Annotated in this window: 12 protein-coding genes; 6 read left to right on the top strand and 6 right to left on the bottom strand. The window is 71.4% G+C overall.

Annotated elements, in window-relative coordinates; genetic code table 11:
• Nucleotides 1–23: 23 nt before the first annotated feature.
• The 4 genes from LDL49_RS08900 to LDL49_RS08885 form a co-directional block, all read right to left on the bottom strand.
• A complete protein-coding gene (locus tag LDL49_RS08900) occupies nucleotides 24–965 on the bottom strand; it encodes a sigma-70 family RNA polymerase sigma factor (RefSeq protein ID WP_225290463.1) in 942 nt (313 codons plus the stop codon).
• A gap of 105 nt (nucleotides 966–1,070) precedes the next feature.
• The gene (hutI, locus tag LDL49_RS08895; protein WP_225290462.1) at nucleotides 1,071–2,234 is read right to left on the bottom strand and encodes an imidazolonepropionase; all 1,164 of its coding nucleotides are present in this window, start codon (nucleotides 2,232–2,234) and stop codon (nucleotides 1,071–1,073) included.
• A complete protein-coding gene (locus tag LDL49_RS08890; protein ID WP_225290461.1) occupies nucleotides 2,231–3,577 on the bottom strand; it encodes a formimidoylglutamate deiminase in 1,347 nt (448 codons plus the stop codon). Before LDL49_RS08890 ends, hutI begins: the two co-directional genes overlap by 4 nt.
• 71 nt (nucleotides 3,578–3,648) lie before the next feature.
• Entirely contained in the window at nucleotides 3,649–4,335 is a 687-nt protein-coding gene (locus LDL49_RS08885; RefSeq protein ID WP_225290460.1) for an SDR family oxidoreductase, read from the bottom strand.
• Between the two features lie 53 nt (nucleotides 4,336–4,388).
• Between LDL49_RS08885 and LDL49_RS08880 the strand changes: the two genes are divergently transcribed.
• Genes LDL49_RS08880 through LDL49_RS08870 form a run of 3 tightly spaced genes read left to right on the top strand, consistent with a single transcriptional unit; the run spans nucleotide 4,389 to nucleotide 6,627 of the window.
• Nucleotides 4,389–4,922: a PadR family transcriptional regulator gene (locus LDL49_RS08880; RefSeq protein WP_225290459.1), complete on the top strand. Its 534-nt coding sequence runs from the start codon at nucleotides 4,389–4,391 to the stop codon at nucleotides 4,920–4,922.
• Between the two features lie 8 nt (nucleotides 4,923–4,930).
• Nucleotides 4,931–5,884, top strand: a complete 954-nt coding sequence (locus LDL49_RS08875) for an ATP-binding cassette domain-containing protein (protein ID WP_225290458.1) — start codon at nucleotides 4,931–4,933, stop codon at nucleotides 5,882–5,884.
• Nucleotides 5,881–6,627 (top strand): ABC transporter permease, encoded by a 747-nt coding sequence (locus LDL49_RS08870; RefSeq protein ID WP_225290457.1) that lies wholly within the window; start codon nucleotides 5,881–5,883, stop codon nucleotides 6,625–6,627. The genes LDL49_RS08875 and LDL49_RS08870 overlap by 4 nt, the downstream gene beginning before the upstream one ends.
• Before the next feature lie 19 nt (nucleotides 6,628–6,646).
• Here LDL49_RS08870 and LDL49_RS08865 read toward each other — a convergent pair whose 3' ends face one another.
• Together LDL49_RS08865 and LDL49_RS08860 are read right to left on the bottom strand one after the other, a co-directional pair.
• On the bottom strand, nucleotides 6,647–7,471 hold the full coding sequence (locus LDL49_RS08865; RefSeq protein ID WP_225290456.1) for a MurR/RpiR family transcriptional regulator: 825 nt from the start codon (nucleotides 7,469–7,471) through the stop codon (nucleotides 6,647–6,649).
• 409 nt (nucleotides 7,472–7,880) lie between these two features.
• Complete coding sequence (locus LDL49_RS08860; protein ID WP_263654825.1) at nucleotides 7,881–9,572, bottom strand: ABC transporter ATP-binding protein; 1,692 nt, start codon at nucleotides 9,570–9,572, stop codon at nucleotides 7,881–7,883.
• Nucleotides 9,573–9,816: 244 nt separating this feature from the next.
• Between LDL49_RS08860 and LDL49_RS08855 the strand changes: the two genes are divergently transcribed.
• From LDL49_RS08855 to LDL49_RS08845, 3 genes are all read left to right on the top strand, one after another.
• A complete protein-coding gene (locus LDL49_RS08855; RefSeq protein ID WP_225290454.1) occupies nucleotides 9,817–11,193 on the top strand; it encodes a DUF4331 domain-containing protein in 1,377 nt (458 codons plus the stop codon).
• 163 nt (nucleotides 11,194–11,356) lie between these two features.
• A complete protein-coding gene (locus LDL49_RS08850) occupies nucleotides 11,357–12,562 on the top strand; it encodes a tetratricopeptide repeat protein (protein WP_225290453.1) in 1,206 nt (401 codons plus the stop codon).
• On the top strand, nucleotides 12,559–14,034 hold the full coding sequence (locus LDL49_RS08845) for a nickel/cobalt transporter (RefSeq protein ID WP_225290452.1): 1,476 nt from the start codon (nucleotides 12,559–12,561) through the stop codon (nucleotides 14,032–14,034). Before LDL49_RS08850 ends, LDL49_RS08845 begins: the two co-directional genes overlap by 4 nt.
• The last annotated feature ends 18 nt before the right edge of the window (nucleotides 14,035–14,052 follow it).

The raw sequence follows: 14,052 nt of genomic DNA, 5'->3' as shown, positions 1-14,052 counted from the left end.
TCTGCCGTAAAAGAAACTGCTTGTCAAGCCGCCGCGGTGGCCATCTTCCGGAGGCGAGCGAGCGCGTCGCGTTCGATGCGGCGGGCGCGGTCGCGTCCGATGCCGTAGCGTTCGCCCACCTCGGTCAGCGTGTGCTCGCGGCCGTCCACCAGCCCGTAGCGCCAGCGCAGCATGTCGCGCGTGTCACCTTCGAGGTCGGTGAGCCACTGGTCGAGCCGTTCGCGCTCCAGGATGTCGATCGCCTGCTGCTCCGGGTCGGCCCAGGTCTCGTCGGCGATCATGTCGCCCAGCTCGGTCTCGTCCTCGTCGCCCACGCCGAGCTGCAGCGACACCGGGTCGGACGCCCAGCGGCGCAGCTCCTTGACCCGCTCGATCGGCAGCTCCAGGATCCCGGCGAGGTCCTCGTCGGTCGGTTCGACGTCGAACTCGGCCAGCATGTCCCGGCGCACCCGCATCAGCCTGGTCATCTGCTCACCCGCGTGGGTGGGCAGCCGCACCGGCCGCGCCTGCTCGTGGATGGCCCGGCCCACGGACTGCCTGATCCACCACGTGGCGTACGTCGAGAACTTGTAGCCCCGCTTGTAGTCGAACTTCTCCACCGCCCGGACCAGCCCCAGGTTCCCCTCCTGGACCAGGTCGATCAGCGGCATCCCGCGCCCCGAGTATTTGCGGGCCACCGCCACCACCAGGCGCAGGTTGGCCTGGATGAACTCGTCTTTCGCCCGCTGGCCGGAGATCGCGACGCGCTCCAGCTCCTCATCGGCCGCGTCACCGATGCGCGGCTCCGCACCCCCGCTGTCGAGCAGTTGCTCGGCGAAGAGGCCCGCCTCGATGCGCTTGGCGAGCTCCACCTCTTCCTCCGCCGTCAGCAGCGGGACCCGCCCGATCTCCGCCAGGTAGGTCCCCAGCAGATCGCGATCAGCGACGTGCTGCTCCTGCGTGCGACTCCCCGTAGGCCTTGCCATCCCCAGGCACCTCGTTCCGCAGCTACGTTCTTATCCGGCCAACGTCCGGCCAGATGCAAAGATTCCCTAAAGGGCTACGACCAGGGGACGGTTCTGGATGTCCTCCTAAAGGAGGAGACCACCGAGAAACACCTGGTGAACGAGGGGAACACCCGGCCGATAGGCGAGATGCACGTAGGAAGGAGCGTCGAGCACGACGAGGTCCGCGCGGGCTCCCGGTAGCAGCCAGCCTACGTCCGTACGCCGCAGCGCGCGGGCCCCGCCACGGGTCGCCGCCCTGATCGCCTCCAGCGGCGTCATGCCCATCTCCCGCACGGCCAGCGCCACGCAGAACGCCATCGACGAGGTGTAGGAGGAGCCGGGATTGCAGTCGGTGGCCAGCGCGACGACCGCCCCCGCGTCGAGCAGCCTCCTGGCGTCAGGGTACGGCGAGCGGGTGGAGAACTCGGCGCCGGGCAGCAGCGTCGCCACGGTGCCGGGGGCGTCCTTCGGGGCGCAGGCGGCCAGCGCGTCGACGTCGGCGGCGGTCAGGTGGGTGCAGTGGTCGGCCGAGGCGGCGCCCAGCTCGCAGGCGATCCGCACGCCAGGCCCCTCGCCGAGCTGGTTGGCGTGCACTCTGGCCTGCAGCCCCGCCTTGATCCCGGCCTCCAGCACCGCTCTGGTCTGGTCGCCGTCGAAGGCGCCGCGCTCGCAGAAGGCGTCCACCCACTTGGCGTACGGCGCGCACGCCCGCAGCATCTCGCCGGTGACGAGCCCCACGTAGTCGTCGGCCGCGATGCCCGAGGGCACCACGTGCGCCCCGAGGTAGGTGGTCTCGTCGGTCAGCCCGGTGGCGATCTCCAGCGAGCGCCGTTCGTCCTCGACGGTCAGCCCGTAGCCGCTCTTGATCTCCACGGTCGTGGTGCCCTGCGCCCGCATCTCGCCGACCAGGGCGGCGGCTCTCGTCGCCAGCTCCGCGTCGGAGGCCGCGCGCGTGGCGGCGACCGTGGTCCTGATGCCGCCACCGGTGTAGGGCACGCCGGACATGCGCGCCTGGAACTCGTGCGTCCGGTCGCCGGCGAACACCAGGTGCGCGTGGCTGTCCACGAACCCCGGGATGACGGCCCGGCCCCCGGCGTCCACCCGCTCGTCGGCGTCCGGCGCCCGCTCCGCCGGACCCACCCAGGTGACCAGGCCGTCCTCGGCGACCAGCGCCGCGTCCTCGATCTCCTCGCGCTCCGGATCCCCGGTGTAGAGCAGCTTGATCCCGTCGAACAGTACAGAGGTCATCGAACCCGTCCAATCGCCTCGGTCAGCATGGCGCCCACGTCGCCCAGCGTGTGCCGTCCGTCCGACACGACGCGCCGGCCACCTGAGATCACCGCGTGCACGTCGGCCGCCGTCGCCGCGAACACCACCGCCTCCACCCCACCGGCGCCCGCCGTACGGACCGAGTCGAGGCGTACGGAGACCAGGTCCGCCCAGGCCCCCGGCACCAGCAGTCCTGCGTCCGGGAAGCCCAGCGAGGTGTGGCCGGCGGCCGTGGCGGCGGTCAGGAGCTCGTCGGCGCGCCAGTGGCCGCGTTCGCCGCTGGCCAGCCGTTCGTCCAGCTCGACCGCCCGGGCCTCCTCGAACAGGTCGACGACGGCATGGCTGTCGGAGCCGAGCGTGATGGGCGCGCCGCGGTCGAACAGCGTCCTGGCGGGCCCGATGCCGTCGGCCAGGTCGCGTTCGGTGGTGGGGCACATGCAGATGTGCGTGCCCGACTGGGCGAGCAGCTCGATGTCGACGTCGCTCAGGTGGGTGGCGTGGACGGCGGTGGAGCGCGGCCCGAGCACGCCCCGCTCGTGCAGCACCTGCACCGGGCTGGCCGCGTACATCTCCACGCACGCGGCGTTCTCGGCCCGCTGCTCGGAGACGTGCGCGTGCAGCGGCGCCGCGTGGTGGCGGGAGAACTCGGCGACCACCGGCATCTGCTCCGCCGGCACGGTCCGCACCGAGTGGACGGCCGCGCCGATCTCCACGTCGGGCTGCCCCTTGTAGGCGGCGGCCAGCTCCTCGGCCCGGCCCGCCCACCGGTCGGCGTCCCCGTCACCGAAGCGCACCTGCGCCCCCACCAGGCTCGTGCCGCCACCGGCCGCCGCGCCCGTGCCGATGCCACCCGTCAGGTAGCAGGTGTCGAGCAGCGCGATGCGCAGGCCCGCCTCTCGGGCGGCCTGGATGAGCGCGTGGCCCATCGCGTTCGCGTCGTCGTAGGGCCGGCCGCCCGGCGCGTGGTGCAGGTAGTGGAACTCCCCCACGCAGGTGACCCCCGCCAGCGCCATCTCCGCGTAGGCGGCCCTGGCCAGCGCGAGGTAGCGATCGGGGTCGAGCGCCGCGGCCACCTCGTACATCCGCTCGCGCCAGGTCCAGAAGTCGCCCGCCCCCGCCTGCGTGATGCCGCGCAGCGCCCGGTGGAAGGCGTGGGAGTGGGCGTTGGCCAGGCCGGGCACCGTCAGGCCCGCCAGGCATTCGGCGCCGTCGGGGTCGCCCTGCGTCACGTCGGCGACCCGGGTCCCGTCGACCCTGATGAGCACGCTTTCGCGGACGCCGTCGGGCAGCCAGGCGTGCTCGCACCAGTAGGTCACCGACACAGGTCCTCCAGAACGTTCGCGAGAGCGACGACCCCCGCCTCGCATGAGGACACTGTAGTGAATGAATCCATTCAGTTGACCGGGCCCGCGCTGGGCCGCAGCGTGAGCTCGGTCAGGTGCGCGTCGGGCCCGGCGTTGACGGCGGCCAGCACCGCGCGGGCCACGGACTCGGGCTTGAGGTATTTGTCCGGCTCGTAGTCGCCGCCCTCGTGCTCACGGACGCCGCGCTGCATGTCGGTGTCCACCCGGCCCGGGTAGATGGTGGTCACCCTGAGCTCGGCCTCCTCCTGGCGCAGCGCGTCGGCGAAGGCTCGCAGCGCGAACTTGCTGGCCGCGTAGGCGCCCCAGCCGGGGTTCGCCCGGAGCCCGGCGCCGGAGTTGACGCAGACCACGTGACCGCCGGCCGCTCTGAGGGCGGGCAGCAGCAGCCGGGTGAGCTCGGCGACGGCGATCACGTTGAGCTCCATCGTCCTGCGCCACACGTCGGTCGTGAGTTCCGCGACCTTGCCGAGCAGGCCGATCCCGGCGCTGTGCACGAGCAGGTCGAGCCGCTCGACGCCCGCCGCGTCGGCCTCGGTGACCTCGGTCAGCTCGACCGGCCACGCTCTGGCGTCGGGCAACTCGGCCGCGAGGGCGGCCAGCGCGTCGCGGTCGCGGCCGCCGAGGATGACGTGGTGCGTGGGCGCCAGCGCCCTGGCAATCGCTTCGCCCACACCGCGGGAGGCGCCGGTGACCAGCGCGATCGGTCGTTCAGTCATGCGGCTCAGTTTATGACCTTGACATGGGTTCAAATTTGACTACAAACTTGAATATGTCTTCTTCGACCCGTGTGCTCGTCCTCGGTTGCCTGCTCGACAAGCCGCTCAACGGATATCAGGTCCGCCGGCAGCTGGATGTGATGGGCGCGGAGCACTGGGCCAACGTGGCGTTCGGCTCGATCTATCACGGGCTGGGCAAGATGGCCGAAGAGGGCCTGCTTGAGGTGGTCGAGAGCGGCAAAGGCGGCAAGACGGTCTACCAGATCACCGAGGCGGGCCGCATGGAGTTCCACCGCCTGCTGCTTCAGAACTGGTACGAGGTCAAACCCATCATCGACCCCTTCCAAGTGGCACTCACGTTCATGGACCGCCTGACCAAGCAGGAGATCCTCGACTCACTCGACGGCAGGATCCGGCAGCTCAGGATGTCCATCGATGCGATAAGCGGCGCCTACGGCGTCAAACAGCGCTACGGCGCCCCCAAGCACATCGACGAGAACCTTCACCTGACCGTCGCCATGCTCACCGCGCAGCTCGACTGGGCGGAGAAGGCGGTCATCAGAGTGGAGAACGACGAACTCCCCTGAGGAGCCCCATGATCATTGACGCGCACGGCTTACGCAAGACATTCACCACCAGGAGCAGGAAGGGCACCCAGACCGTGGAAGCGGTCCGCGGTGTCGACCTCGAGGTGGGCAAGGGCGAGATCTTCGGCGTCCTCGGCCCGAACGGCGCCGGCAAGACGACCACGATCAGAATGCTCGCCACGCTGATCACGCCCGACGCCGGCACGGCCACCGTCGCCGGGCACGACCTGCTCAAGGCGCCCGGCGCCGTCCGGCGCAACCTGGGCTACGTCAGCCAGGCAGGCGGGGTGGAGGAAAGCACCACGCCACGGGCACAGATCATCATGGCCGCGAAGATCCACAGCGTGCCCGACCCAGCCGGGGCCACGGCCGACGTGCTCGCCAGGTTCGACCTGACAGAGATCGCCGACCGGCCCGGCCGTACACTCTCCGGCGGCCAGAAGCGGCGCGTGGCCATCGCGCTCGGGCTGGTGCACAGCCCGCCGCTGCTCTTCCTCGACGAGCCCACCACCGGGCTCGACCCCCAGAACCGGGCCAACCTCTGGGACCGCATCAGGCAGCTGCGCGAGCTCGGCACCAGCGTGCTGCTCAGCACCCACTACCTCGACGAGGCCGACGCCCTGTGCGATCGGCTGGTGATCGTCGACCACGGCCTGGTGGTGGCCGAGGGCACACCGGGCGCGCTCAAGCGCGAGGTCGCCGACGACGTCGTCACGCTCCGGCTGGACGAGCCGGACCGGGCCGCCGAGACGCTCAAACCGTACGCCCGCGAGACGCGCGTCGACGACGACGTGCTGCGCGTGTACGTCGACGACGGCGAGCACACCCTGCCCACGCTGCTGCGGGCGCTGGAGGAGCAGCGCCTCGCCCTGTCCTCGATCGCGCTCGACCGCGCCACCCTCGACGACGTCTTCCTGGCCAAGACCGGCCGGTCCCTGCGCGACACCGGAGCCGCCGCATGATCCGCCACACGCTGCTGTTCCTGGTGTACGAGCTGCGCAACACGTTCAGGAACCCGATCTGGCCGCTGTTCGGCATCGTCCAGCCGGTGGTGTACCTGCTGCTGTTCGGCCCGCTGGTGGCGGGCGCCGCCGGGCAGCCCATCTCCGCGCAGCTCACCAGCTTCGCGCCGGGCATGCTGGTGATCACCGCGCTGTTCGGGGCGATCGGCGTCGGCTACGGCATGCTCTACGAGCTGCGCAGCGGCGTCCTGGAGCGCATCGCGGTCAGCCCCGCGTGGCGCCCGTCGATCGTGCTCGGCCGCACGCTCCGCGACGGGGTCGTGCTCATGCTCCAGTCGGTCGTGGTGATCGTGATCGCGCTGGTCATGGGCATGCGCGCCAGCCTGCCCGGCCTCGCCATCATGGTGGTGCTCATCGCGGTGACCGGCCTGTTCTCCTCCGGCATCGGATACGGCCTGGCGCTGTCGCTGCGGGACGAGAACGGCATGGCGCAGATCATGCAGTTCTTCGCCCTGCCCGTCATGCTGCTGTCGGGGGCGCTGCTGCCGATGACGCTGGCGCCGGAGTGGATGCGGAAGGTGGCCGTGTTCAATCCGATGTACCACCCGGTGGTGGCGGGCCGGGCGCTGTTCGCGGGGAATCTGACCGACGTGTCGATCCCGATCGCGTTCGCGGTCATGCTGGTGCTGGCCACGCTGACCGTGACCTGGTCGGTGCGCTCACTACGCCGGATCGCCGGTTAGCCGGTCGGGCCGGGACCGATCAGGGGAGATCGCCGGTCACGAACGTGCCGGTCTCGTCAGTCATCCGCTCGTACTCCTCCAGCCGGGCCTGAGTACGCAGCGGCGCCGCGTCGGCCATGGCCTCGACCAGGGCCATGGCCAGCGTGAGCGGCGCCGCGTGGGAGTCGAACACCAGCCGATCCCCCACCGGCGCGTCGAGCACCACCTCGGCGGGAAAAGCGGCCTTGTCGCAGATGGCGGCGATCCGCAGCCCCAGCTTCTCGGCGTACTCCAGGGCGTGCATGACCTCGGCCGGATAGCGCGGCAGCACCACGGCGAGCAGCCATTCCGCGCCCGCCCGCCGCGCGGCGTGCAGCCCGTCGATCAGCTCGGAGCCGCCGTGGGTCAGCAGCCGCACTTCCGGATGGATCCGCCGCGCGTAGTAGGCGAAGGTGGTGGCCAGCCCGCAGGAGACCCGGAGCCCCAGCACCGGGAGCGGCTCGGTGGCGGCCAGCGACTCCCCCAGCTCCTTCAGGGGCAGGCCCGCCAGCCGCTCCCTGACGACCGCCAGGTTACGGATCTCACTGTCGATGGCGCCCTCGAGCAGGCTCTCCTCCGGCGGCCCGCCGAGCACCAGCGGACGCAGCGCCTGCCGCAGCTCCGGATAGCCGGCGAAGCCGAGCACCATGGCGAACCTGGTCACGGACGGCTGGCTCACCCCTGACCGCTCGGCCAGCTCGACGCTGGACAGGAAGATCGCCTCGTCGAGATGCTCGGACAGGTAGTGGGCGATCCGCCGCTGCACCGGAGAGAGCCGTCGCCCATCGAGGAGCCCGTCGAGACCACTGTGGTATCCACCTGTCACAGCAGCTCCAACACCATCTGTCCGACTTCTCATCCCTCTCGCGCCAGACGGATCCACCTGGTCGGCGGCTCGTTGTCGGGGAACAGCTCCAGGATGGCCCGATCGTCGTGCCTTGTGGGGTGCACGGTGCGAGCAATGAATGACCATATTCACCCATGTCACTCGCAGAGTACTCCGCACGTCACTCCCAGCGGTCGCCGCTCCCTCCCCCGCCGCACTTCGGCGGAGGTCCTTCAGGGGAGGGAGCCGCCGGCGGTGCTCTCGCAGAGGAGGAAGCCGCCAGCGGAGGACGTCGTCGGCGGGGGTTCCTCACCGGAGGGAGCCGGGACGTGCCGGACTCGATCACTCGCCGTGCCGCCACCCAGACAGGGCTGGGCCCGCCAAGGGGCGGCACGCTCGGAAGACGGGACTAGCTCACCAGGAACTGGGTCGCGGCCAGTTCGCGGTAGAGGTCGTCCTGGCCCACCAGCTCGTCATGGGTGCCGACCGCCCGGACACCGCCCGCCTCCATGACCACGATCCGGTCCGCGTTGGTCACCGTAGACAGCCGGTGGGCGATGACGAGGACGGTCGTCTCGGCGGCCACCTCGGCGATGACCTCGCGCAGCCGGAGCTCGTTGACCGCGTCGAGCTGCGAGGTGGCCTCGTCGAGCAGGAGCAGCCTGGGCTTGCGCAGCAGCGCCCTGGCGATCGCCACCCGCTGCCGCTCGCCGCCCGACAGCAGTACGCCCCGGTGTCCCACGGCCGTCTCAAGCCCCTCGGGCAGCCTGGCCACCAGGTCGTCCAGGCGGGTGCGGACGATCGCGCGCCGCAGCTCCTCCTCGCTGGCGTCCTGGGCGGCGAAGAGCAGGTTCTCCTTGAGCGTGCCCGCCAGCACGGGCGCGTCCTGCTCGACATAGCCCAGCGTGGCCCGCAGCTCGGCGAGCGGCCAGTCGCGGATGTCCCGGCCGTCGACCGTGATCAAGCCGTCCTGGTGCTCGTAGAAGCGCTCCAGCAGGGCGAACACCGTCGACTTGCCCGCGCCCGACGGCCCGACGAGCGCGGTCAGCCCGCCCGGCGGCACCTCGAAGCTGACCCCGTCGTGCACGATCGGCCGGTCGTCCCCGTACCGGAACACCACGTCGTCGAACCGCACCCCCGCCGGCCGCACCCCGACGAGGGCCGCCGGAACCGGGGTGCCGACGGGCTCGGCGGGCAGGTCCTCGATCTCCTTGATCCGCTTCATCGCCGCCAGGCCCTGCTGCAACTGCACCATGCCCTCGACGATCTGCCCGATGGGCGCGACCAGGTAGAACAGGTAGAGCAGGAACGCGATCAGCGACGAGACCTCCAGCACGCCCGAGGCCACCCGCGCCCCGCCCACGGCCAGCACGCACAGGAAGGCGATCTGCACCGTCATCCAGGTCGCCACCCCGGCCAGCGAGGTCCACCCGGCCACCTGCAGCCCTCGGTCGCGAGCCCGCACGGCGGCGCCCCCGACGACGGCGATCTCGCGCTCCTCCGCGCCGCTGGCCTTGACCGTCCGGTACGCCTGCAGCGCCCGGTCGAGCACCGCGCCCATCTCGCCGACGGCCTCCTGGGCCTGCTTCTGCGCCAGCTGGATCCTGGGCATCACCAGCCCGGTCAGCCCGCCGATCACCACCACCACGAGCAGCGTGACCAGCAACAGCACGCCGTCCATGGTCGCCATCATGATGATCGCGCCGGCCAGCATGAACACCGAGCCGATCGAGTTCACGACCCCGTTGGTCAGTACGGCCCGCAACAACGTCGTGTCACCGGTCACTCGCGACAGCAGGTCGCCGGGCTTGAGCCGGTCCACGTCGGCGACCTTGAGCCGGAACATCCGGTCGATGAGCCGGCGCCGCGCGCCCAGCACGATGCCCTCGCCGGTGCGCTCCATCAGGTACGTGCCCAGGGCCGACACCACCGCCCCGACCAGCACCGCCACGGTCAGCCCGAGCAACGGCCCGGCCATCGACTGGTTCTCACCGAAGGCGTCCACCACGTACTTGGCCAGCAACGGCATCGCCAGGCCCGCCGCCGAGCCGACCAGGCCGAGTAACCCCCCAAGCACCAAGATCTTCCTGTGCGGGCGCATGTAGGCGAGCAGCTCTCTGATCACCGTGTCTCCTCTCGAGATATATCCCGAAAATCCCAACGAACGGCGGATCGCGATCCGCACCCGTCAACTTAAATTGACGACCTAAGTATGTCAACTTTCGTTGACGTCTCATTCTCGAGGAGGAGAAGACACATCCGTTCGCGGAGTTGCCACGAATACGCCGTCGAGGAACCCGGCCGGAACCTCTCGATCACGATCAGCTCTCTCGAAAGGACCGAACATGGAGCTCCGGATCAACCGGCGCGCTCTAGTCGGACTGGGCGTCGCGGCGGCGTTGACCGCCTCCTCGTTCGCTGTGCTTCGTACCGACTCCGGCGACGCTTCCTCGCACCGCGAGGCGCCGATGATCGCGGGGGACCCGCGTAACGACAACACCGACGTGTACGCGTTCGTCAGCCCCGACAAGGCCGACACGGTGACGCTGCTGGCCAACTGGATCCCGTTCCAGGAGCCGCAGGGCGGGCCGAACTTCTACACGTTCGACACCAAGTCCCGCTACAACATCAAGATCGACAACGACGGCGACGCCCGGCCCGACATCACGTACCAGTGGACCTTCCGCGATGAGGACCGGCGCGGCAACGCCACGTTCCTGTACAACAACGGGCCCGTCACCTCGCTCCACGACGAGAACCTGCTCTTCCGCCAGCACTACACGCTCAAGCGGATCACCGAGGGCGGCAGCCGGACGCTCATCTCGGACGGCATCGTCGCGCCGAGCAACGTCGGCCCCGCCTCGATGCCCGACTACGGCACGCTGCGCGCCCAGTCCCTCAAGAGCCTCCCGAACGGCGGCAAGGCCTACGCCGGCCAGTCCGACGAGGCGTTCTTCCTGGACCTGCGCGTGTTCGACCTGCTCTACGGCGGCAACCTGTCCGAGGTCGGCCAGGACACCACCAAGGGCTACAACGTGAGCACCCTGGCCGTCCAGGTGCCCGCCCACGACCTGGCGCTGCGGGGCGACGCCCGGCGCAACCCGGTGGTCGGCATCTGGTCCACCACGGACAAGTGGCGCCCGAACGGCTACGTCCAGGTCTCGCGCCTGGGCAACCCGCTGGTCAACGAGGTCGTGATGCCGGCCGGTCTGAAGGACGCGTTCAACTCGCTTCCCCCGGCCAAGGACGCCGACATCCCGGCCGTGGTCAAGCGCGTCACCGACCCCGAGGTGGCCAGGCTGCTGGAGGGCATCTACGGCATCAAGGCGCCGCCGACCCCGCGCGGCGACCTGGTCGAGATCTTCCTGACCGGCATCGCCAAGGGCAACGGGCCGATCAAGGCCGACCTGAACTCGCAGACCCTCAACAAGGACGCCGGCCGGCTGCGGCCCGCCGAGATGCTGCGGCTCAACATGGCGGTCCCACCGGCCAAGGACCCCAACCGGCTCGGCGTGCTGGCCGGTGACCTGGCGGGCTTCCCGAACGGCCGCCGCCTGTCCGACGACGTCGTGGACATCTCGCTGCAGGCCGTGGCGGGTGCCGCGGTGACCGGCAAGCTCGTCCCAGGTCTGACGGACAAGGTCGACAAGAACGACAAGGCCATCCTGGAGTCGTTCCCGTACATCCCGCTGCCCAGCAACGTGGCTGTGAACCAGCGGTGAGCCCCGACCGGCCGGCCTCCTCTCCGGGCCGGCCGGTCCCCTCCGCGGCGGGCCCGTCTCCCAAACTCCCGCCGCGACCACGGCCGGCCGGCCTTGTCCCCCGTCAGGGCCGGCCGGCCCTCGACCCGTCCGCGCCGACCCCTTCCGATCTCCGGAGCCTTGGATGCGATCCCTCGCCCTTGCCGGTGGCCTCGTCGTGGCCGGCGCGCTGGCCGTCACGGCCTACGCCGTCTACGCCCCGCCGGCGACCTCTACTGGAACCACGCAGGCCGCGACCTTCACGGAGACGCTGCAGGCCCGCCTGAAGCGCCTGCCCGGCGACTACCGCGGCTGGGCCCAGCTCGGCCTGGAGTACGTCGACCAGGCCAGGGTCACCGGCGACCCGTCGTACTACACCAAGGCCCAAGGCGCCCTGGCCACCGCCGCCAGGCTGAACCCCGCAGACGACGCGGTCCTGACCGGCCAGGCGGCGCTCGCCGCCGGCCGCCACGAGTTCGCCGACGCGGTACGGCTGGCGCGGCGGGCCATCGGCGCCAACCCCTACAGCGCGGCGGCGCACGGAGTACTGGCCGACGCGAAGACGCAGCTCGGCGACCTGAGCGGCGCCTCGAAGGCCGTGGACAGGATGATGGGGCTGCGTCCCGGCGTGGCGTCGTTCGCCCGCGCCTCCTACTCGGCCGAGCTGCGGGGCGACCGGACGGGGGCCCGCAAGTTCCTGGAGTACGCCCAGAACGACGCCTACACCCCGGCCGACGTCGCCTACACCCGCTACTACCTGGGCGAGCTGGCCCTGCATGCGGGCGACCTGGCCGCGGCCGGCGGCTGGTACGCCAAGGCGCTCCAGGCCTACCCCGCCTACACCCCCGCGCTCGCCGGACAGGCCAGGGTCGCGGCGCTCGGCGGGCGGACGGCCGAGGCCCTCGATCTCTATCAGCGGGTGGTCGAGCGGCTGCCGCTGTCCCAGTACCTGATCGAGCAGGGCGAGACCCGGATCAAGGCGGGGCTGAAACCGGACTGGACCCTGCTGGAGGCCCAGCGGAGGCTGCTGCGGGCCGCCGGGGTGCGGGACGACCTCACCTGGGCCGAGTTCGAGGCCGATCACGGCGACCCGGCGCTGGCCGTACGGCATGCCAGGGCCGAGTACGCGCGCAGCCCCAACCTCGTCGCCGCCGACGCGCTCGGCTGGGCGCTGTTCAAGGCGGGCAAGCCGCGCGAGGCCCTGCCGTACGCGAAGAAGGCCACCTCCACCGGCTGGCGCAACCCGCTGCTCGGCTACCACCGCGCCCGGATCGAGCGCGCGCTCGGCAGGCCCGCGCGCGTGCCCCCGGGCTTCGATCCGTCCCTGCCCGCACTGGCGAGGTTCTCATGAGGGTGCTCCGGCTCGGCCTGCTCGTGGGCCTGCTGTTGTCGATGGGCGTGTCAATCCTGTTCACGACCGCGGCGCAGGCGGAGACGGCGGCCAGGCATCCGCTCGGCAACTTCACCGTCAACCACTACAACGGGCTGCGCCTGCGGCCCGACCGGGTGGAGAACGAGGCGGTCGTGGACGCGGCGGAGCTGCCGACGCTCCAGGCGAAACCGGGCGTGGACGGCTCGTACGCGGCCAGGACCTGCGCCGCGCTGGCCGCCGCCCAGCGGCTCACCGTGCGGGGCACGGCGGTGCCGTGGCGGGTGTCGCGTTCGGCGTTCGCCTACGCGCCGGGGCAGGGCGGCCTGCAGACCAGCCGCCTGACCTGCGGGCTGGTCGCCGAGGCCCGGGTGTCGGGCGCGGTGTCCTTCACCGACGCGTTCGAGCAGGACCGGATCGGCTGGCGCGAGATCACCGCCGTCGGTGACGGGGTACGGCTGACCCGGTCGTCCGTGCCGTCGGTCAGCGTGAGCGACGAGCTGCGCAGGTACCCGCAGGACCTCCTGGCCGACCCGCTCGACCAGCGCACGGCCGCCGTCACCGTCGGCGGCGCCGCCTCCGCCCTGTCCGGCGGCTCCCCCGGCTCCGGCGGCACGCCTTCCGGGCTCGGCACGATCAGCGTCGGCGGGCCGATCGGGGACGCGCTGGCGGCGCTGGACCGGACTTTCACCGGCCTGGTCGGCGCCGACTCGCTGACCGTGCCGCTCGGGCTGCTGGCTGTGGCGCTGGCCATGCTCCTCGGGGCCGGGCACGCGCTGATCCCCGGGCACGGCAAGACGATCATGGCCGCGTACCTGGCCGGGCGGCGCGGACGGCCGCGTGACGCCCTGGTCGTGGGGGCCACGGTGACGGCCACGCACACGGTCGGGGTGCTGGTGGTGGGGCTGCTGCTGAGCGCGTTCACGGCGCTCGCCGGGGAGTCGGTGCTGGGGTGGCTGGGGGTGGCCAGCGGCCTGCTGATCGCCTTCATCGGCCTGCGCCTGCTCCTGTCCACCCGCCGCACCACCGATCACGGGCACGGACATGGCCACGGTCACGGTCACGGTCACGGTCACGGGCATGGCCATGGCCATGGCCATGGGCACGGTCACGGGCATGGGCGCGAGCGCTCGACGCGGGCCGGGCTGCTGGGGATGGGGGTGGCGGGCGGGCTGGTGCCGAGCCCGTCGGCGCTCATCGTGCTGCTGGGGGCGATCGGGCTGGGTCGTACCTGGTTCGGGGTGGCGCTGGTCACCGCGTACGGCATCGGCATGGCGGCGACGCTTACCGTGACGGGCCTGCTGCTGGTCAAGCTCGTCGACCGCCTCGAACGCCGCGCCTCACGGGGACGGGGCCTGGCCGCCCGGCTGTCCGCCCTGGCGCCGCTGGGCACGGCCGGCATGGTGATGCTGCTGGGCGCGGGCCTGGCCCTCCGCTCGGCCATCGCGCTCTAGCCCGCCCCAGGGCCACCG

This window comes from Nonomuraea aurantiaca (assembly GCF_020215705.1).
Taxonomy (GTDB): Bacteria; Actinomycetota; Actinomycetes; order Streptosporangiales; family Streptosporangiaceae; genus Nonomuraea; species Nonomuraea aurantiaca.
This window is presented reverse-complemented; position numbering and strand designations above follow the sequence as displayed.

Bases quoted from the DNA above. Each gene is read 5' to 3' on its own strand.
- LDL49_RS08900 (WP_225290463.1), bottom strand. From the start codon at position 965: ATGGCAAGGCCTACGGGGAGTCGCACGCAGGAGCAGCACGTCGCTGAT.
- hutI (WP_225290462.1), bottom strand. From the start codon at position 2,234: ATGACCTCTGTACTGTTCGACGGGATCAAGCTGCTCTACACCGGGGAT.
- LDL49_RS08885 (WP_225290460.1), bottom strand. From the start codon at position 4,335: ATGACTGAACGACCGATCGCGCTGGTCACCGGCGCCTCCCGCGGTGTG.
- LDL49_RS08880 (WP_225290459.1), top strand. From the start codon at position 4,389: ATGTCTTCTTCGACCCGTGTGCTCGTCCTCGGTTGCCTGCTCGACAAG.
- LDL49_RS08875 (WP_225290458.1), top strand. From the start codon at position 4,931: ATGATCATTGACGCGCACGGCTTACGCAAGACATTCACCACCAGGAGC.
- LDL49_RS08870 (WP_225290457.1), top strand. From the start codon at position 5,881: ATGATCCGCCACACGCTGCTGTTCCTGGTGTACGAGCTGCGCAACACG.
- LDL49_RS08860 (WP_263654825.1), bottom strand. From the start codon at position 9,572: ATGCGCCCGCACAGGAAGATCTTGGTGCTTGGGGGGTTACTCGGCCTG.
- LDL49_RS08855 (WP_225290454.1), top strand. From the start codon at position 9,817: ATGGAGCTCCGGATCAACCGGCGCGCTCTAGTCGGACTGGGCGTCGCG.
- LDL49_RS08850 (WP_225290453.1), top strand. From the start codon at position 11,357: ATGCGATCCCTCGCCCTTGCCGGTGGCCTCGTCGTGGCCGGCGCGCTG.
- LDL49_RS08845 (WP_225290452.1), top strand. From the start codon at position 12,559: ATGAGGGTGCTCCGGCTCGGCCTGCTCGTGGGCCTGCTGTTGTCGATG.